The organism is Sphingobium sp. (assembly GCF_036170395.1).
GTDB lineage: Bacteria > Pseudomonadota > Alphaproteobacteria > Sphingomonadales > Sphingomonadaceae > Sphingobium.
Genome location: NZ_JAVHPD010000050.1, coordinates 32,083 through 50,681, shown reverse-complemented (window position 1 = coordinate 50,681; position 18,599 = coordinate 32,083). Strand labels below are relative to the sequence as shown.

Here is an 18,599-nt window from a genome sequence, read left to right as displayed (position 1 = left end):
GCTCCGTCAGACGTGATAGACATCGATGACCTGGTGAATATAGTCGTCCTTGAGCACGATCTTCTTCTTCAGGATATTGACTGCGCTGGAGGTGTCGAGCGTCAGGAAAGTGGTTCCAAAGAACTGCTGCGTCTGCTGATAGCGGTGGGCCAGCGTGTTCCAATTGTAGCGCAGGTCCACCGCTCCTTCCCGCCGCTCCAGCACTTCCACATTGCCGATGAAGTGGGCGGTGCGCGGCTCGGGCGTGCTGGCGGACGACCGCTCGGTCTTGAGGCGATAGACCCGGTCTTCAAGGCCCCTGCGGTTGGGATAATAGATCAGCGAAATCTCGGTCTGCGGGTCGGTGGTCAGCGCATCATCGTCGGTCCAGGACGGCATCCAATATTCGGCGTTTTCCGAATAGCAGTCCAGCCATTCGTCAAACGCGCGATCGTCGAGCAGGCGCGCCTCATGGTAGAGAAAGGCGCAGATGTCGGCATAGGACAGGGCGGTGGCGGTGTCTTCCAGAACCGGGCTCATTGCGCGGCCTCCAGCATGGGTGCGGCATCCTTCGCCATGCCGTCGAGCATGATCTGCGCCCAAAATTCATGCTGGCGCACGAGCAGGCCCTCATCCTCGCTGCGCTCGCTGGACAGCAGCGGGTTCATCCCCATCGCCCTGGCATTGGCGTCCGGGCCGGCGATCCAGCGCTTGGCGCCGCGGCTAAGGTCGTTCCAGAGGTCGCCCGCGCCTTCATAGGCCTTTTGGCAGCTGCGGAATTCCTCCAGATCGTCGGGCGTGCCCATGCCGGTGACGTTGAAGAAATCCTCATATTGGCGGATGCGGTGGGCACGGTCCTGCGCGCTTTCGCCCTTGGGCGCGTAGCAGTAGATCGTGACTTCGGTGGTGTTCAAGTCGATGGGGCGCACGACGCGAATCTGGGTGGAGAACTGGTCCATCAGGAATACATTGGGATAGAGCGCCAGATTGCGGGTCTGTTCGAGGATGAACTTCGCTCTGTCGGGGCCGAGCCGCTCTTCCAGCGCTGCCTTGTGGTTCCAGATCGGACGGACTTCGGGGTTCAGCACCTGCGTCCAGAGCAGGATATGGCCATGCTCAAACCCATATACCCCGCTGGCCGGAGCCTTGGACCAGCCGTTCGCGTCGACCGCCTTGGTTCCCCCCTCGGCGCGGCGGGCCATGGTGGACTGGTAGTTTTCGTGGACGGAACTGACGTGATAGCCGTCGCAGCCATTCTCCATCTGCATCTTCCAATTGCCGTCGAAGGTGTAGGTGGAATTGCCGGCCAGTATCTCCAGACCCTCGGGCGCCTGATCGACCATCTGGTCGATGATGACTTTCGTTTCGCCCAGATGCTGGTCCAGCGGCAGCACATCATGGTTGAGCGAGGCGAAGAGGAAGCCGCGATAGCTTTCCACGCGGGCGCGGGTGAGGTCGTGCGACCCTTCATGGTCGAAGCTGTCGGGGTAAGCGCCCGTGCTCGCATCCTTGGCGCGCATCAGCGTGCCGTCGGTCTTGAAGCTCCAGCCATGGAAGGGGCATACGAACAGCGGCTGGTTGCCGCGCTTGCGGCGGCACAGCTTGGCGCCGCGATGCGCGCAGGCATTGACCAGGCCGGTGACGCCCCCGTCCTTGCCGCGCGTCAGGATCACCGGCGTGCGCCCGATCCATGTGGTGACATAGTCGTTCGCCCTCGCAAGCTGGCTTTCGTGCGCGACATAGACCCAGTTGCTCTCGAAAATATATTTCATCTCGAGTTCGAACAGCGCCGGATCGGTGAAGACGTCGCGGCGGCAGCGGAAAAGCCCGGTATCCGGGTCGTCGACCACAGCGGTCGCGACACGGTTCATCAGATGTTCGTGCATGATCCTGTCTCCCGGTGCGTGGTTGTCAGACCGTTTCGGCTTCGGATGGCAGCGCCGCCTCGGCGCGAGGGCGGGCGGAAAAGCCCTCGTCGCCGGCGTCATGCGCACGCTGCAACTGGAAATCGAACCGGATATGAGTCGTGTCGCCCTGGCGGACCGGGACGGGCAGCAGGCCCTCGCGGGTGCCGAAGGCGAAATCGTCGGCAGCCAGGGGGTCGTCGCCGAAATTGATCTGCGTCGTCAGCGTGCGATAGCCCGGCGCCTCGATGAAGAAGTGGACATGCGCCGGGCGATTGCCGTGACGGCCGAGCGCCTGCATCAGCGTATCGGTCGCGCCCTGCGGCGGGATCGAATAGCCGCTCGGCTGGCGCGAGTGGAAGGCATAGCGCCCGTCCGGCCCCAGCTTGATCCGGCGGCGGTTGTTGAACGGCGTCTGCTCGCCGGTCGGATCGAAGTGCGAGTACCAGCCCTTCGAATTGGCGTGCCAGACGTGCATGATGGCGTTCTGCACCGGCTCGCCATCGGGACCGGTCACGATGCCGTCCATATGCAGCGCCTGGCTGTCCTCGTCCGGGTCGGTGCTGAGGTTGACATTGCCCTCGACCAGCGGCGCGCCCGCGACGTAGAGCGGCCCTTCGATGGTGCGCGGCGTGCCGCCGGTCAGCCCGGCTTCGGCATCCTTGGCGTCCATATAGAGGTCGAGGAAATGTTCGAGCCCGGTGCCCGGCACGATGAGCCCCAGTTCGCCGGCGCTGTCGGCAAGATATTTCACCGCCAGCCAGAATTCGCTCTCGGAAATGTCATGCTTGACGATCAGCTCCATCACGCTTTCATTCAGGTCGCGGAAGATCGCCTTCAGGCGCGGTTGCCGCCGCGCTCATGGAGGCCGGCGGCGCGATCGAGCAGTTCCTGTATCTGGGGGGTCTTTACGAAGCTGACGTCCATGTCATTCTCTCCCGGAAGATGTGATTATTGCGCCGCCGCGATCACCGATCGTCCGGATGGATGGAGGATGGGTGGCGGCAAAGGGGGGTGACCTTCATCGTCATGAAGGGAAAAAGCGGCAGGTCCATCAGCGCGTCGTGCAGCGCCGCATTGCTCTCGACATCGAAGATCGAGACGTTGGAATAGAGGCCGACCTTGCGCCAGATGTGCCGCCATATGCCTGCCTGTTGCAGCTTCTGGGCATAAGCTTTTTCGGCAGCCTTGATCCTGGCGGCCTCTTCCGCATCGAAGTCCAGCGGAATGGCGACGTCCATTTCGACCATGAACAGCATGGGTCTTATGCTCCTGCGTTGACGGCGTGGAGGAGGGGCGCGGTGCGGTCGCGGCGGAAGAAGGCGAGCTTGTCCTCGTCGAGGCTGATGCCAAGGCCAGGGCCGGTGGGTATCGCCAGCGAAAAGTCGTCATAGGCGAGCGGTTCGCGCAGGATGTCCTCGGTCTGGAGCAGCGGGCCGAACAATTCGGTGCCCCAGGCAAGGTCGGGCAGGGTGGTGAAGACATGGGCGGATGCGATCGTGCCCACGCCGCCCTCCAGCATCGTGCCGCCGTAGAGGCCAATGCCCGCGGCCGCGCCGATCGCCGCCACTTCGGCCGTCGCAAAGAGGCCGCCGGACTGGGCGATCTTGAGCGCGAACACGCTTGCCGCGCCGGCCGCCGCGATGCGCAGCGCCGAACGCGGGCCGCGAAGCGCTTCGTCCGCCATCAAGGGCACGGCCTGCGACGTCGACAGGCGCGCCATCGCCGCCACGTCGTCGCCGGCGATGGGCTGTTCGACCAGGTCGCACCCAACGTCCTCCAGCATCGCCATACCGATTTTGGCCTGCGCTTCGCTCCAATTCTGGTTGACGTCCACCCGCACGCTGGCGCGATCGCCCAGCGCCTTGCAGATCGCGCCGACATGCGCGACGTCATCGCGCACGCCGCGCTTCCCGATCTTCAGCTTGAAGATGCGGTGGCGGCGCAGGGACAGCATCTCCTCGCCCTCCGCTATGTCGCGCGCGGTGTCGCCGCTGGCGAGCGTCCAGGCGACGGAAAGGCTGTCGCAGACCCGTCCGCCGCCGATCAGTTCGCTGACAGGGACGCCGAGCCGCTTGCCCTGCAGATCGAGCAATGCTGTTTCGACGGCGCATTTGGCGAAATGATTGCCGCGCACATATGTCGCGACCTTTGCCATCGTCGCGCCGACCTGCGCGAGATCGCAGCTTTCCAGCACCGGGACGATGTAGGTCTCGATGGCGGACTTGATGCTCTCCGGGCTTTCCTCGCCATAGCTGAGGCCGCCGATCGTGGTGCCTTCGCCAACGCCCTCGACACCGTCCGCGTCGGTCAGTCGCACGATCACCATCGACTGCGCATGCATCGTGGCCATCGCCAGCACATGAGGCCGGATTGTCGGGATATCCACGATGAAGGTATCGGCGCGGCTCAGTAGGGCCATTGCGGCGACTCTCCCGAATGCTTGATTATCGGGCGAGGATAATGCCGCATGGCCGGTTGATCAAAGACCGATGCGGTTATAATCTCATACCCTGTCGGTATGGATAAGCTCACCTGACATGATGGATCTGCGCCTTTTGCGCTATTTTGTGGCGGTCGCGGACGCAGCGAGCTTCAACCGCGCGGCTGAGCGTCTGAATATCGCTCAGCCGCCGCTGTCGCGCGCGATCCAGCAGCTTGAAGGGCTCGTCGGGGCCGGGCTGCTCGATCGATCGGCGCGACCGTTGCGACTGACCCCGGTGGGCAAGCTGCTCTATACGCAAGCGCGGCAGATATTGGCGCGCATGGAGGATATGGAAGCGATGCTGACGGCCGCGGCGGCGAGCAAACGGCGCCGGTTCGTGATCGGTTTCGTCGCGTCGACCATATATGCCAGATTGCCTGAACTGATCCGGGAATTTCGGAAGGCGGCTGAAAATGTCGAACTCATCCTCGTAGAACATTCCACGCTCGATCAGATCGCAGCGCTGAAGGAAGGAAAGATCGATGTCGGCTTTGGCCGCATCCGGTTCGACGATCCTGTCATTCGCCGCGTCATATTGAGAGAGGAAAAGCTGATCGTGGCGTTGCCGGTCGGTCACCGGCTCGCGGGGAATGCTGGCCCCGTGTCGCTGCAGGACCTGGCCGATGAGCCGCAAATCCTCTACCCGCGCTCGCCGCGTCCAAGCTATGCCGACCAGGTTCTGTCGCTCTTCCGCGATCATGCGATCGAACCCCGTATCGCGCACGAGGCGCGCGAACTGCAAATCGCCATCGGGTTGGTCGCGGCCGAGGAAGGTATCGCGATCGTTCCGGAATCGGTCCGCTTCGCCCGAGGCCATGACCTGATCTTCCGTGAGATAGCACAAAAGGTCACCTCTCCGATCATCATGAGCCACCGCGAACAGGACACCTCGCCTGAACTGATCCTGATGAGCGAGGTGATAGCCCGCAAATATGCGGAATGGGGCTATGCCCCACCCTCAGCCCTTCCTCGCAGGACGGGGTGAGGCGGCGCTTAAGACCGGCGGCGCGGTGCCTACAAAAGGCGAGGCCGCTTTCCGCCTAATGCTATGTGGCTCCCCGAGTAGGATTCGAACCTACGGCCATTCGATTAACAGTCGAATGCTCTACCGCTGAGCTATCGGGGAGCGACCCGGCGTCGCTGGGCAGGCCGCGCCTATAGCAGCGGGTTTCCGAAGATGGCAAGCGGCAAATGACCGAAAAATTACGCGATGAACTGCTCGGCGGCGATGCGGTCGTCGAGCGTATGTTCGGGGTCGAACAGCAGCGTCAGCGCGGTCGCGCGGTCGATGCCGACCGCCACCTGCGCCACGTCGCGCACCTCGCGCTGGTCGGCGACGGCGCTGACCGGGCGCTTGACCGGATCGAGCACGGTAAAACGGATGGCGGTGCTTTCCGGCAGGATCGCGCCGCGCCAGCGGCGGGGGCGGAAGGGGCTGATGGGGGTCAGAGCGACCAGCGCCGAGCCCAGCGGCAGGATAGGGCCATGGGCGGAGAGATTATAGGCGGTCGATCCCGCCGGGGTCGCCACCAGCACCCCGTCGCACACCAGTTCGGGCAGCACGACACGATCGTTGACCTGCACCTCCAGCTTGGCGGTCTGACGGGTTTCGCGCAGCAGCGACACTTCGTTGATCGCGGGGATCGAGAATTGCTCGCCATCGACGGTGTCGACGGTCATCCGCAACGGATTGACCTTGAAGCTCTTCGCGCTTTCGAGCCGCTGGTCGAGCCGTTCCAGCCGCCATTCGTTCATCAGGAAGCCGACCGTGCCGAGGTTCATGCCGAAAATGGGGAGGGTGCGGCGCGACTCCAGCATCGCGTGGAGCGTCTGGAGCATGAAACCGTCGCCGCCCAGAGCGACGATCATGTCGGCCTGATCGGGCGGAACGAAATCATAGGCGGCGCGCAGCCTCTCCTCCGCCGCCCGCGCGGCGTGGGTCGGGGACGCGACGAGCGCGCGCCGCGTTTCGCTGCTCATCCGCCGGTGACGCTCATATGGCGACGGGTGGCGGCGGCTTCGCCCGCGCCGATGCGGAAATCATGCGCGGCGGGCTTCAGGCGCAGGGCGCGGTCGATGAGCGGCTCGACCGCCGGCAGGCCGCCGGTCCGCAGCGCCGCCTTGAAATCGACATGATCCTCATGGCCCAGGCACATGAAGATCTTGCCCTCGCAGGTCATGCGGATGCGGTTGCAATCGGCGCAGAAATTGCGGGTGAGGGGGGTGATGAGGCCGAGTTTCACCGCCATGCCCTCGACCGCATGATAGCGCGCGGGGCCGCCGGTGCGGTGCGGGATGGGGCGCAGCGCATGATGGCGGCCGATCCTATCGGCGACTTCGGTGAGCGGCAGATAATGGTCGGTGCGGTCCTCGCCGGTTTCGCCGAGCGGCATGGTCTCGATCAGCGTCAGGTCGAAGCCTTGTGCGTCGCACCAGCGCAGCATGTCGAGGATTTCGTCGTCATTGATGCCGCGCAGCGCCACCATGTTGATCTTGACCGCCAGCCCCGCGGCCTTCGCCGCGTCGAGGCCACCTAGAACCTGATCGATGTGGCCGCCGCGCGTCACATGGGCGAAGCGGTCGGGATCGCGGCTGTCGAGGCTGACATTGATCCGCCGCACCCCCGCATCCGCCAGCATGTCCGCGTGGGTCGCAAGCCGCGTGCCGTTGGTGGTGAGGGTGAGTTCGTCCAGCCCGTGCCCGATATGCCGGCCGATGCGGCGCACCAGATCGCCGATGTCGCGCCGCACCAGCGGTTCGCCGCCGGTCAGGCGGATGCGGGTGATGCCGCGCGCCACGAAAAGGTCGGCGAGCAGCGCGATCTCCTCCAGCGTCAGCACCTGATTTTTCGGCAGGAACTGCATCTTTTCCGCCATGCAGTATCGGCAGCGCAGGTCGCACCGATCGGTCACCGAAATCCGCAGATAGCTGATCCGGCGGCCGAGGCCGTCGGTCATCGGCGTGCGCGAGGGATCGGCCGGAACCATGGCGTTTAGCTAGGCGATGGACGGGGCTGGCGCAAGCGTTCCGGTTGCGGGCGGCGCAAGAGGTCGGTAACGGCTTGCTGCTAAGGCAGCGCGATGCGCACGGCCGGGGACGGGATTTTGGGAAGCGGAGATCAGAGCGCGGACGGCCAGCGCAGCCTGTTCATCCTGTCGCCGCGCGACCGCGACGGGCTGAGCCAGGCCGCGCAGCGCATCGGCTGGCGCGCGATCGGCGCGCGCCGCGCGCGGGACGCGGCCCAGCGTTTCCTGCACAGCGAGGCGCAGGTGGCGCTGATCGACCTGCGCGACAGCGGCGACGCGAAACGCTGGCTGGAGCCGCTGGTGCCGGCGACGGAGGCGGGCGGCGGCGCGCTGCTGGTGCTGGTCGATGTGGGGAGCGAGGATCGGGTGCCGGCGCTCATGGCGGCGGGCGCGACCCATTATCTGGTTGCGCCGGTGACGGACGGGGGGCTGCGCGCGGCGCTTGCCTCGGCGCATCGGCTGGTCGAGCGGCTGGGCGGCGGCGCGCAGCAGAGCCAGCGGGCGCAGCGCATTCGGCGCGGCGACGCGCTTTACTGGACGCTGCCGCGCGGCCAGGGCCGGTTGCGGCTGAGCGAGGGGCTGGCGCGGCATCTGGGGCTGGAGCAGCCGATCGTCGCGGTATCGGCGATGCTCCGCGCTCTGCCCCGCGCGGAACGGCGCAACGTGCTGACGGCGCTCAAGGCCATGCGCCGGACGGGACGGCCCGCCGCGCTCGCTCATGCGCTGCCCGACCGACCCGACCAGCGGCTGGTCCATCACCTGCGGCTGGAGGAGAGCGGCATCGCCGCCGATGTCGAATGGCTGTCCGACGCGCAGGAGCGCGACGGGGCGAGCCGCGACTATCTGACTGGCCTGCAGTCGCGGCCGGCGGCGTTGGAATGGCTGGAGGGGCGGCAGGGGCTGGCGACGACGATCCTGCTGCTGTCCATCAGCCAGTTCGACCGGATGAACGCAGCCTATGGCCAGGTGGTCGGCGACGCGCTGCTGGGCCGGATCGCGCGACGGATCGAGCGGATGGTCGATGATGTCGCGCCGGGCGCGATGGTCGCGCGGATCGCGGGGACAGAGTTCCTCGTCGGGCTGACCGGCGAGGCGGCGGGGAGCGACCGCTCGACCTTCCTCGCGCGCCAGTTGATCGGCGCGATCGGCCGGCCGTTCAGCGCGGGCGATCATCTTATCCGGCTCACCACCCGCTGCGGCATCGCGCAGGCGCGGGCGGAGGATGATGCGACGCAGCTGCTGCGCCGGGCGGGCACGGCGCTCGCGGATGCGCGGCAGGCGGATGGGGAGGGCATCCGCATCCTGTCGGCCGAACGGCATAGCCGGCAGGTGGACGCCGACCGGCTGGAAACAGACCTGCGCCTCGCGCTCGACCGGGGCGAGATCGGCATCGTGTTCCAGCCGCAATATCCGGTCGATACCGACCGGATCAGCGGCGTGGAGGCGCTCGCCCGCTGGAACCACCCGCATTATGGACCGCTGGGCGCGGGCATCCTGTTCGCTACCGCCGAACGATCCGACTATATGCTGCCGCTGTCGGCGCATATCCAGGCGGAGGCGCTGCGCCAGGCGGCGGCCTGGCCCCGGGCGCTCGCCGACCTGCGGCTGTCGATCAACCTCACCGCCGCCGATATCGCCCAGCCGGGTTTCCTCAAGAGCCTGCTGGGGCTGGTGGACGGCAGCGGCTTCCCCCGCTCGCGGCTCACGGTCGAAATCACTGAAAGCGGCCTGATCGAAGATGTGACGGCTGCGGGCGCTCTGCTGGCCGCGTTGCGGGCCGAAGGCTTGGCGGTCGCGATCGACGACTTCGGCACCGGCTATTCCAGCCTCGCTTATCTGAAGAGCCTGCCGCTTGATTATCTCAAGATCGACAGCGGCCTCGCGCAGGACATCGCCGGCACCGCCCGCGACCGGATCATCGTGCGCGGGGTCATCCACATGGCGAAGTCGCTGGGCCTCAAGGTCATCGCCGAAGGGGTCGAGACCGAGGAGCAGCTAGGGCTGCTGGCGCGCGAGGGGTGCGATTATTATCAGGGCTTCCTGCGGTCGGCGGGGGTATCGTCCGCCGACCTCATCAATCTGGTGCTGGCGCGTTAGAAACTCAGCAGCGGCAGGAGAGCAATCAGCAGCCCGGTCACGCTGGCGGCGAACATGATGGTGCGCACCACCGGCACGCCGAAGGCGTAGAGCGGCAGATAGACGATCCGCGCGCCGAGCCAGATCCAGCCGCCCAGCGCCGTCCATTCGCTGGTGCGCCCCGCCAGCACCACGCCGATCAGCGCGACGATCGCGATCGGCAGAGTCTCCATATAATTGGCCTGCGCCCGCACCAGCCGCCCTGCGAGCGCTAAGCGGCGGCTGCGCTTCGTCGCGCGCGCCCATATTCCATTTGGGGCCATATTGCTTGGTCTTGGCCTGGGCGGCGGCGAAGATGTGGACGAGGAGCAGGATCATGCTCCAGGCAAGGATGGTGAGTTCGACAGGCATGGCTGGTCCCCTTCCGTCCTATCCTTAGCACGAAAGCGAGCGACAGGACAGGCGGCGTCAAAAGGCGATGCCCACCCGCCCCACCAGCGTCGCGCCGGCATGGGCGCTATCGGCCATGGCAATGTCCGTATCGGCGTAGCGCAGCCCGGCCGACCATCTGCCGCGATACCAGTCCAGCGCAACGCCATGGTCCCAATAATCCCCGCCCGGCCGCAGACGCGCGGCGCGGACCGGATCGCGGGTGTCGCCAGCGGACCGGCCGACATGGCCCGACAGGGTCAGCGCGGTCCCCGGTATGGCGGCGGACGCGCCGGCGGAAAGGTAAAGGAGATCGCCGCCGATCGCGGACTGGCGCGGCGCATAATGAGCGGAGAGGTCGAGGCTGGCCGGGCCAAGCATGAAGCCAGCCGTTGCGCCAAACTCGCCATAGCCCTGATGCGATGCGCCGGGGAAAAGATGGTATCGCCCCTCCGCGCTCAGCCGCCAGCCGCCCAATTGCCGCGCGAAGGTTGCGCCGAGATCGACCGCAGCATCCGCGCCGCCATGCCGGGGGCCGCCCCACAACGTCGTCGCCGCCCCTTCGAGGCTGAGGCCGTCCGCCACGGGCACGGAGGCGGCCGCGCGGAGCGCCGGGTCGCCGTCGCTCCAGCTCAATCCCCGATGGCGATCGTCGCTCAGCGCCTCAATCGTGACGCTCGGGCCGCTTGCCTGCGCGGCTGCCGGTGCGGCATGGCCGGCGAGCAATAGCGCTCCCAGCCATGCCGCTTCGATAAGGCGATCAGTTGACCGCAAGCGCACGCGCCGAATCCAGCTCGGCCAGCAGAGGCGCGCGATCGGCCTGTGCGACCGCGACCAGCCGTTGCGCGATGGCATCGCGATGCCGGGTCATAATCGCTGCCTCGCGGTTGCGATCACCGGTGCAGGCGCCTGCGTCATTGCCGGAAAAGCGCTGGTCGGTGGCGATCGTGCGGGCATGGGCCGGGCCATGATCGAGCCGGCGATCGACCATCACGGTCACGGTCCAGTGGCAGCGCTGCCCGTTCATCCGCGCGCCGGTCCTGGCGCCAACGGTGCGCGCGCTGGCCTCCGCCCGCGCAACATAGGTCGCACCGATGGTCTGGCCGTGATGCTCGATGGTGACGCTGTGAGTCGCGGCGGCGGCCGCGAGGGCGATGAGCATGGTCATGCATAGTCTCCTGCTTATGGGACGCCGCGCTTTGCTGCGCGGTCGTCGCGGCGGATGTAGTTTTGCCCTGTTGCCGGATCATTGCCCATTGATGAGGAAAGGCGACACGCGCGGACCGCTTTCGTCCATTCCCCTTGGCTTCGCAACAGGTTAGAGTTCGCCTCATGATCCATGATATCGACTCTATCGTCATCCTGACCGGCGCGGGCATCAGCGCGGAGAGCGGCCTTGCGACCTTTCGGGGGCCGGACGGGCTGTGGGAGGGGCACAGGGTCGAGGATGTCTGCACGCCCGAGGCTTTGGCGCGCGACGCCGAGCTGGTGCATCGCTTCTACGACGAACGGCGGGCCAAGCTGGCGGAGGTTTCGCCCAATCCCGCGCATGAGGCGCTGGCGGCGCTCGACCGGGCCTGGGGCGGCGACCTGCTGATCGTGACGCAGAATGTCGATGACCTGCACGAGCGAGCCGGAGCGACGCGGCTCATCCACATGCACGGCGAGCTGAAATCCGCCCTCTGCGCGGCCTGTGGCAAGGCGACGGCGTGGGACGGGTCGCTGCCGCCGGGCTCCATATGCGACGGGTGCGGGCGGCCGGCGCTGCGGCCCGACATCGTCTTCTTCGGCGAGATGCCTTATGAGATGGAGGCGATCGACGCGGCGCTGGCGCGGGCCGACCTGTTCGTGTCGATCGGCACCTCGGGCGCGGTCTATCCCGCCGCCGGCTTCGTGCAGACGGCGCGGCATCATGGCGCGCGCACGCTGGAGCTGAACCTCGATCCGTCAGCGGGAAGCTATTATTTCGAGGAGACGCGGCTTGGGCCGGCGAGTGTGCTGGTGCCTGCTATGGTGCGCGAGCTGCTGGGGTGACGCGCGCATAACCCCCTCGCATATCGCGGCGCTTATAGTATAGCGCCCGCTTCAACGGGTCCGGCACGGAGCGCCAGGGTGATTACGGTTCAGCGGGTGGCGAAGGCCGCCGGCAAGCATCTGACGAAAGCGGCGCTCAAGCTGCGCAAGGCGATGGGTGCGCGTCGGAACCGTGGCTGCCCGGCGTGCGGCGCGACGGTGGTCGGCTTCTTCCGCTATGGCGACAATCGCGAATGGGGCTGCCCCGAATGCGGCGCTTCTCCGCGCGAACGGCTGATGAACTGGCTGATCGGCGAAGGCCGGCTGACCGTGCCGGTCGAAGGCGCGATCCTCCACATGGCCCCCAATGAAGCGAGCCTTGTGCGCCGCTTTTCCGTCGCGGCGAACTATGTGCCCGCCGATTTGTTTCCCGACATCTACGCCGTGCCAGGGATGCGGCGCGTGGACCTGATGGCGCTGGACGAGGCCGAGCGCTACGACCTGTTCTATGCCAGCCATGTCATGGAGCATGTGCCCGACGACGCGGCGGTGCTGCGCAACATCTATCGCGCGTTGAAGCCCGGCGGCGAGGCGTGGCTGATCGTGCCCTTGTGGGACCGGCCGACCGAGGATGGGAGCTTTGCCATGTCCCCGCGCGAGCGCGAGCGGCGCTTCGGCCAATGGGACCATGTTCGCCAATATGGCCCCGACTTTGCCGACCGCATCCGCGCGGCGGGCTTTGATCTGGAAGAGATCGACGCCGCGTCGATCGACCCCGACACGCGTCATTTCTACGCGCTCGACGACCGGCTGTTCCGGGCGACCAGGCCACGATGAGCCGCCTCGCGCGGCTGGAAGGGTCCGCCCGGATGTTGGCGCTGGTAAAGCTCGCCAATGTCGCTTTGGTGCTGATCTGGGGCTTTGCTGTCACCTTCGTGTTCGTGCGGGTGCTGCCGCTGACCGAGTTCCAGTCCTTCCTGCTGCTGGTTGCGTTCGGCAACTTCACCATCTCGGCCGAGTTCGGCCTCACCAGCATCATCTATGCGCGGCTCCGGCGGCACTGGCTTGGCAGCGACGCGGGGGAGAGCGGGTTCCGGCTGGAGGAGATGGGGGTGCTGTTCCTGTTCCTCGCCCTGCTGATCGTCGGCGCGACAGCGATCCTGATCGTCGCGCTGGCTGCCGGGCTGATGGCGACGGGAATGCCGCTCCTGTTCCTGCTCTTCTTCCTTTCCGCCTGCCTCAACCTGCCGGCGCTGCTCGCCAAGCGCGCGCTGGCGGCGGTCGACGGCAATGTCCTGTGGGAGGCGCTGGAATGCGGGCGGCGGGTGGTGACGATCGCGCTGCTGACGGCGATCCTGGCGGGCATGGACCCGCGCCTGTCCGTCGCGCTGCAACTGGCGGTGAGCGTGGCGGTGATCGGCTATGCGATTCTCCATGTCCACCGGCGGCTGCACATGCGCGCGCGGCACTGGATGGCGTTTCGCGTCGGCGGCGGGCATGTGCGGGCGCATTATCTGCGCGATATCGGCGCGTCGGCGGCGTTCACCGTGTCGGACATCATTGCCTATAACGCGCCCTATTTCACGATCGCAGCGGTCAGCGGCGACGCGCGGCCGATGCTGATCTTCGACTTCTTCTTCAAGATGGCGCGAGCACTTTCGATGCTGGTGCGCGCGGTGGTCGAGGCAGCGCTGCCACGCATCACGCGCGCCTATCATGCGGGGGAGGGCGCGCGGCTGCGGCAGTTGCTGGGGCGCGCGCTGGCCGCCTCGCTGCTGTTCGGCGGCGGGCTCGCGGTGGTTTTGCTAGTCGCAGGCGAGCGGCTGTTTTCGATCCTGTTCGACGGGCAGGCGGCGATCGACCGGGCCGATCTGTGGCTGATCGTCGCAGCGCTGGGCGCGCTGACGATATTGTGCGTGTCGGTCTATGTGCAGGCGGCGCTGGGACGGTTCGGGATGCTGCTGCGGCGGTCGCTGCCCTTCCTCGCGGGATCGCTGGCGAGCGCGCCTGTAGCGGCGATACTGTGGCCCGAGCGGTTCGATATCGCCTTCCTGGCGCTTTACGCTGCGACGCTGGCGGGCGTCGCGGCGCTGCACGCGCTCGCGCTGCGGAGGCTGGCGCGGGGATGAAGGTCGCGATGGTCGATCCGTCGCTGTTCACCGGGCGCTATGACGACAGCCTGTGCGCGGCGCTGGCGGGGCAGGGGGCGGAGGTCGGCCTGATCGGGCGGCCGATGCGGACGACCGATGCGATTGTGCCGCAAGGCTATGCTTATGCGCCGCACTTCTTCCGCAGGAGCGAGGCGCTGCGCGCGCGGATCGGGGAGGGCGCGGCGTTCCGGGCGGCCAAGGCGGCGGATTATGGCTGGACCTGCGCGCTGGGCAACCTCACCCCGTTGACCGGGACGGATGTCGTCCACATCCAGTGGCTCCCCCTCCCGCTAGCCGATGCGCTGATGCTGCGGCGGCTGAAGGGGCGGGCGGCGCTGGTCCATACCGTCCATAATGCCGACGCCTATCATGACGATGCGGGCGTCCAGGGGCGCGGCTACCGCGCGCTGCTCGACCGCTTCGATGCGCTGATCGTGCATGGCGAGACCACGCGCGAGGCGCTGGTGCGGCAGGGTGCGGTGGCAGCGCGCATCCATGTGACGCCGCATCCTCCGATGCGGCTCGCGCAAGCCAGTGCGGCGGAACTGGCGGCGGTGCCCCTGCCGACACGGCCGCGCCTGCTCTTCTTCGGGACGATCCGCCCCTATAAGGGCGTGGACCTGCTGATCGAGGCGTGCCTCACGCTCTGGCGCGCGGGGCGGGATTTCGAGCTGGTGCTGGCGGGCAAGCCTTTCATGGACATCGCGCCGATCATCGCGCCCGTGCGCGCGGCTGGCTTCGGCGACCGGCTTCTGACCGACTTCGGTTTCCTCACTGAAGCCCGGCTCGACGCGCATATGGCGCGCGCGGACATGATCGTCTTTCCCTATCGCCAGATCGATTCGAGCGGCGCGTTCCTCTCCGCCCTCCACCATGGCAAGGCGATGGTCACGTCCGACGCCGGCATGTTCGGGCAGCTTCCCGACGGCGTAGCCGCCCGCGCCGAGGCGGGAAATGCAGGGAGCCTGGCCGACGCCCTCTTGCCGCTGATCGAAAGCGCCGCCATCAGGCAGACTTGCGGCGCGGCGGCGCGCGCCTATGGCGAGGCGATGGGAAGCTGGAAGGACATGGCGGTGGCGACGATCGGCATCTACGAAACCGTGCTGGCCGGCCGCGCATGAACCGCTATCGCCGCGAACTGGGCGACCGGCTGCTGGCGCTGAAGCTGGCGGCGGGCGGCCGGGTGCATCAATATCCCGAAGTGCAGGCGCTGCGCCGATTCCTGTCCGCCTTCGCGGTCGACTGCCTCTTCGACGTCGGCGCCAATCGTGGCCAATATGCGACGATGCTGCGCAAGGATGTGGGCTATGAAGGGCTGATCCTCTCGTTCGAGCCCAACCCCGAAGTTCATACCGAACTGGCGCGACGCGCGGCGCGCGATCCCAAATGGCAGACGTTCAACATGGCGCTGTCGGACTTCGACGGGACGGCGAGCTTCAACATCATGGCCGCCGACCAGTTCAGCTCGCTCAAAAGCCCCTCGGGCGCGCAGGACGCGATCTTCGCCGATCGCAACAAGGTGACGAAGACGGTGGAGATGCAATGCCGCCGGCTCGACACGCTGCTGCCCGAACTGCGCGCGCGCCATGGCGTCGCCCGCCCGTTCCTGAAGATGGACACGCAGGGGCATGACCTCTCCGTGTGCGAAGGGGCGGGCGAGGCTTTGGCCGACATGCTCGGTGTGCAGACCGAATTGGGCGTAAGGCCGATCTATGAAGGCGGGACCGGCTATCGCGCGATGATCGAATGGCTGGAAGCGCGCGGCTTCTTGGCCTCCGCCTTCTTCGCCAACAACAAGGGCCATTTCCCGCTGCTGGTCGAAATGGACGGCATCTTCGTCAACCGGACTCTGGTGAAGGGCTGAGCATGGCGCCGGCCCGCGCCTTGATCGACGCGCGCCGCCTGTTCCTGGCGGGCGCGATCGGGCTGGCGCTGTGGCTGGGCGCGACCTTCCTGTGGCATGTCACCTACCGGCAGGGGATCAGCCTGGCGGTGATCCTGCTGCTGGATCAGGATTTCCCGGCGCTGCTGGGATCGCTGCTGCTGCTGGCGCTGGCCGCGCCCTGGGCGGAAGGGAAGGGGTTTGCGCTGCCCCGCCCGAGCGCCCGCATCGTCGTGCCGCTGATCGTGCTGATGGGCATGGCGGCCTGGGCCGGTCATTATGCGCTGTTCCAGGATTATTCGATCAGCCGCGACGAGGAAGTGGCGCGCTTCGCCGCCGCCTATATGCGCGAAGGTCTGTTCGCTCGCCCGATCCCGGTCGAATGGGAGCCCTATCGACGGGCGATCATGCCCGAATTCTTCTCCCCCTTCGGCGCGGCGGATTATTGGACGGCGGCCTATCTGCCGGTGAACAGCGCGATCCAGGCGTTGTTCTGGCGACTGGGCGACCCCAATCTCGCCGGCCCGGCGTTGCTGATGGCGGGGCTGTTCGCTTTGTGGCGGGTGGCGGTTCGCCTGATGCCCGACCGGCCCGACGCGGTCTGGGTCACGGTACTGCTTGGATGCTCGTCCAGCCAGCTCTGGATCACGGCGATGACGCCCTATGCCATGACGGGGCATTTCGCGCTCAACATGGTGTGGCTGGCGCTGGTGCTGCGCGGCGGGGTGGTCGGCCATGCGAGCGCCGGCCTCGTCGCGCTGATCGCCGCGGGGCTCCACCAGTGGCATTTCCCGCCCATCTTCATCGCGCCCTTCATCCTCTGGATGCTGCTGGCGCGGCGCTGGACCGTCGCGGCGTTCCACGCGCTGACTCTGGTCGCGATCGTCATATTGTGGGCGAAGCTGTGGCCCGGCTTCCTGCTCCATGCGCTCGGCGCGCCGTCGGATGTCCGCCCCTCGGCCGGGGTAGCGGACAAGGTCGGCAGCCTGTTCGAGCGGCTCGGCGATCGCTGGCAGCCGCTGGTCAATATCAGCCGCTATATTGCGTGGAACAATATATTGATGGTGCCGCTCGCCGCGCTCGGCATCGCTGCGATGGACAAGCGCGCGATGTTCCGGGGGCAGGAGATCGCGCTGCCCCTGGCGCTCGGGTGCCTCGCGGGATGCGCGCTGGCGCTGGCGCAGGGCTATGGCTGGGGGTTCCGCTACGCCCATGGCTTCATCGGCCCCTTCTGCTTGCTCGCCGGCCTTGGCTGGGCGCGCTTCCGCCCGGCCCATGCGATGCGGCCGCTGATGATCGGCCTTGCCATCACCGCCCTGTCGAGCGCTTTCCTGGTCTGGCGTACCCACGCCTTTGTCGCGCCCTATGCCGCCAGCCATCGCCTGATCGATTCGAGCGAGGCGGACGTGGTGCTGGTCGATCCGCGCGGCGGCCTCTACGTCACCGATCTCGTGCGCGGGCGCGACGGGGTGCCGGGGCGGCCGATGGTGATGAATTTGGGGATGCTGACTATCGATCAGCTTGACGCACTCTGCCGATCTTATGTCGTCGAACTGTTCGAGCGCGCCGATTTCCGCCCGCTGGGCGTGCCGCTGGCGCGCTGGAACCTCGACCGGATGGACGTGCTGCGCGCCCATATGAAGGAAATGGACTGCGACAAGCCGGTCCAGCCGCCGCTGCCCGACACGTTCGAGGACGCGATGAACGCCGCCGGCAACGCCATGTAAGTGCGAGTTGAGGGATGTTTTCTGGAGGCCCGAGCCGGAATCGAACCGGCGTGCAAGGATTTGCAGTCCTCTGCGTAACCACTCCGCCATCGGGCCTCGACAAGTGGGACGCCGCAAATGTGCGGCTTGGATGGCAAAGTCAAGTCGGCTATGGGCGCGCTCCCAAGAATCTTGGCCGATCGCGCGCGAAGCCGCTTGGCGCGGGCGATCCGCTGATTTAGAGGTCCGATGATCCCCTTACTGTATTGCATTGCCAATACAGTTGTGCCAAGCGAGGAAAATCGTGACCGAGCAGAATTTCTCTTCGATGCGGGCCGCTATGGTCGAAAGCCAGTTGCGCACCAGCGACGTGGACGATCAGCGGGTCATCGCCGTGATGGCGCGGGTGCCGCGCGAGGATTTTGTGCCCGCTGAGCGCCGCGCTGCCGCCTATATCGACCGGCCGGTCCCGCTGGGGCAGGGCCGGGCGCTCAATCCGCCTTTGGTGATCGGCCGGCTGCTCAAGGAAGCCCGGATCGAGACGGGCGACAAGGTGCTGCTGATCGGGGCGGCGAGCGGTTACAGCGCGGCGCTGCTGGGCGAACTGGGCGCGCTGGTGACGGCAGTCGAGGAAGAGGCAGGGCCGGACGTGCGCGCGACCGGCGCGACGCTGGTGCGCGGGCCGCTCACCGCCGGCGCGGCCGATGGCGCGCCTTATGATGTGCTGGTTATCGACGGCGCGGTGGAGGAAGTGCCCGCCTCGCTCGTCGCGCAGCTTGCCGATGGCGCGCGGGTCGTCACCGGCATTGCCGATCGTGGCGTCACGCGCCTGTGCAGCGGGCGGGTGATCGGCGGAACGCTGGGCCTTACCCGGCTGACCGATATCGAAATGGTGGTGCTGCCGGGGTTCGGCGCGCCCAAGGCTTTTGTGTTCTAAAGGATGGACGGG

Annotated in this window: 17 protein-coding genes, 2 tRNA genes and 2 pseudogenes; 9 read left to right on the top strand and 12 right to left on the bottom strand. The window is 66.9% G+C overall.

What is annotated here, in order from left to right; all coding sequences use genetic code 11:
• Window positions 1–6: 6 nt before the first annotated feature.
• The 5 genes and pseudogenes from benB to V2B31_RS13605 all read right to left on the bottom strand — a co-directional run bounded on the left by benB (window position 7) and on the right by V2B31_RS13605 (window position 4,305).
• Complete coding sequence (gene benB / locus V2B31_RS13625; protein ID WP_328279410.1) at window positions 7–519, bottom strand: benzoate 1,2-dioxygenase small subunit; 513 nt, start codon at window positions 517–519, stop codon at window positions 7–9.
• Window positions 516–1,865 carry an SRPBCC family protein gene (locus tag V2B31_RS13620; protein WP_328279408.1) on the bottom strand — a complete coding sequence of 450 codons (1,350 nt, stop codon included), beginning with the start codon at window positions 1,863–1,865 and terminating at the stop codon, window positions 516–518. The genes benB and V2B31_RS13620 overlap by 4 nt, the downstream gene beginning before the upstream one ends.
• Before the next feature lie 25 nt (window positions 1,866–1,890).
• Window positions 1,891–2,810, bottom strand: a pseudogene (locus V2B31_RS13615) (dioxygenase family protein).
• 41 nt (window positions 2,811–2,851) lie between these two features.
• On the bottom strand, window positions 2,852–3,142 hold the full coding sequence (catC, locus tag V2B31_RS13610; protein ID WP_328279404.1) for a muconolactone Delta-isomerase: 291 nt from the start codon (window positions 3,140–3,142) through the stop codon (window positions 2,852–2,854).
• A 5-nt stretch (window positions 3,143–3,147) separates the two neighbouring features.
• Window positions 3,148–4,305: a muconate/chloromuconate family cycloisomerase gene (locus V2B31_RS13605; protein ID WP_328279402.1), complete on the bottom strand. Its 1,158-nt coding sequence runs from the start codon at window positions 4,303–4,305 to the stop codon at window positions 3,148–3,150.
• 121 nt (window positions 4,306–4,426) lie between these two features.
• Between V2B31_RS13605 and V2B31_RS13600 the strand changes: the two genes are divergently transcribed.
• Window positions 4,427–5,353: a LysR family transcriptional regulator gene (locus V2B31_RS13600; protein ID WP_328279432.1), complete on the top strand. Its 927-nt coding sequence runs from the start codon at window positions 4,427–4,429 to the stop codon at window positions 5,351–5,353.
• Window positions 5,354–5,419: 66 nt separating this feature from the next.
• Here V2B31_RS13600 and V2B31_RS13595 read toward each other — a convergent pair.
• The 3 genes from V2B31_RS13595 to moaA form a co-directional block, all read right to left on the bottom strand.
• Window positions 5,420–5,494, bottom strand: a tRNA-Asn gene (locus tag V2B31_RS13595).
• Between the two features lie 77 nt (window positions 5,495–5,571).
• Window positions 5,572–6,348 (bottom strand): NAD kinase, encoded by a 777-nt coding sequence (locus tag V2B31_RS13590; protein WP_328279400.1) that lies wholly within the window; start codon window positions 6,346–6,348, stop codon window positions 5,572–5,574.
• The gene (gene moaA, locus V2B31_RS13585; RefSeq protein WP_328279398.1) at window positions 6,345–7,355 is read right to left on the bottom strand and encodes a GTP 3',8-cyclase MoaA; all 1,011 of its coding nucleotides are present in this window, start codon (window positions 7,353–7,355) and stop codon (window positions 6,345–6,347) included. Before moaA ends, V2B31_RS13590 begins: the two co-directional genes overlap by 4 nt.
• A gap of 93 nt (window positions 7,356–7,448) precedes the next feature.
• Between moaA and V2B31_RS13580 the strand changes: the two genes are divergently transcribed.
• Entirely contained in the window at window positions 7,449–9,491 is a 2,043-nt protein-coding gene (locus V2B31_RS13580; protein ID WP_328279396.1) for a putative bifunctional diguanylate cyclase/phosphodiesterase, read from the top strand.
• On the opposite strand, the pseudogene V2B31_RS13575 reads toward V2B31_RS13580, so the two are convergent.
• From V2B31_RS13575 to V2B31_RS13565, 3 genes and pseudogenes are all read right to left on the bottom strand, one after another.
• Window positions 9,488–9,881 (bottom strand): annotated as a pseudogene (locus V2B31_RS13575) (MAPEG family protein). The gene V2B31_RS13580 and the pseudogene V2B31_RS13575 overlap by 4 nt on opposite strands.
• Window positions 9,882–9,938: 57 nt before the next feature.
• On the bottom strand, window positions 9,939–10,673 hold the full coding sequence (locus V2B31_RS13570) for a TorF family putative porin (protein WP_328279394.1): 735 nt from the start codon (window positions 10,671–10,673) through the stop codon (window positions 9,939–9,941).
• Entirely contained in the window at window positions 10,660–11,067 is a 408-nt protein-coding gene (locus V2B31_RS13565) for a hypothetical protein (RefSeq protein ID WP_328279392.1), read from the bottom strand. Before V2B31_RS13565 ends, V2B31_RS13570 begins: the two co-directional genes overlap by 14 nt.
• A 164-nt stretch (window positions 11,068–11,231) precedes the next feature.
• On the opposite strand from V2B31_RS13565, the gene V2B31_RS13560 reads away from it, so the two are divergent.
• The 6 genes from V2B31_RS13560 (at window position 11,232) to V2B31_RS13535 (ending at window position 17,671) form a co-directional block, all read left to right on the top strand.
• Window positions 11,232–11,933: an NAD-dependent deacylase gene (locus V2B31_RS13560; protein ID WP_328279390.1), complete on the top strand. Its 702-nt coding sequence runs from the start codon at window positions 11,232–11,234 to the stop codon at window positions 11,931–11,933.
• 78 nt (window positions 11,934–12,011) lie between these two features.
• Entirely contained in the window at window positions 12,012–12,749 is a 738-nt protein-coding gene (locus V2B31_RS13555) for a class I SAM-dependent methyltransferase (RefSeq protein WP_328279388.1), read from the top strand.
• Window positions 12,746–14,041, top strand: coding sequence for a hypothetical protein (locus V2B31_RS13550; protein ID WP_328279386.1), 1,296 nt, complete (start codon window positions 12,746–12,748; stop codon window positions 14,039–14,041). The genes V2B31_RS13555 and V2B31_RS13550 overlap by 4 nt, the downstream gene beginning before the upstream one ends.
• Entirely contained in the window at window positions 14,038–15,183 is a 1,146-nt protein-coding gene (locus tag V2B31_RS13545) for a glycosyltransferase family 4 protein (protein ID WP_328279384.1), read from the top strand. Before V2B31_RS13550 ends, V2B31_RS13545 begins: the two co-directional genes overlap by 4 nt.
• Window positions 15,180–15,926: an FkbM family methyltransferase gene (locus V2B31_RS13540; protein ID WP_328279382.1), complete on the top strand. Its 747-nt coding sequence runs from the start codon at window positions 15,180–15,182 to the stop codon at window positions 15,924–15,926. The genes V2B31_RS13545 and V2B31_RS13540 overlap by 4 nt, the downstream gene beginning before the upstream one ends.
• 2 nt (window positions 15,927–15,928) lie before the next feature.
• Window positions 15,929–17,671, top strand: coding sequence for an MFS transporter (locus V2B31_RS13535; protein WP_328279380.1), 1,743 nt, complete (start codon window positions 15,929–15,931; stop codon window positions 17,669–17,671).
• 22 nt (window positions 17,672–17,693) lie between these two features.
• Here the strand turns inward: V2B31_RS13535 and V2B31_RS13530 are convergent.
• Window positions 17,694–17,767 (bottom strand) — tRNA-Cys (locus tag V2B31_RS13530).
• A 187-nt stretch (window positions 17,768–17,954) separates the two neighbouring features.
• Here V2B31_RS13530 and V2B31_RS13525 point away from each other — a divergent pair.
• Complete coding sequence (locus V2B31_RS13525; protein ID WP_328279377.1) at window positions 17,955–18,587, top strand: protein-L-isoaspartate O-methyltransferase family protein; 633 nt, start codon at window positions 17,955–17,957, stop codon at window positions 18,585–18,587.
• Window positions 18,588–18,599 lie beyond the last annotated feature (12 nt).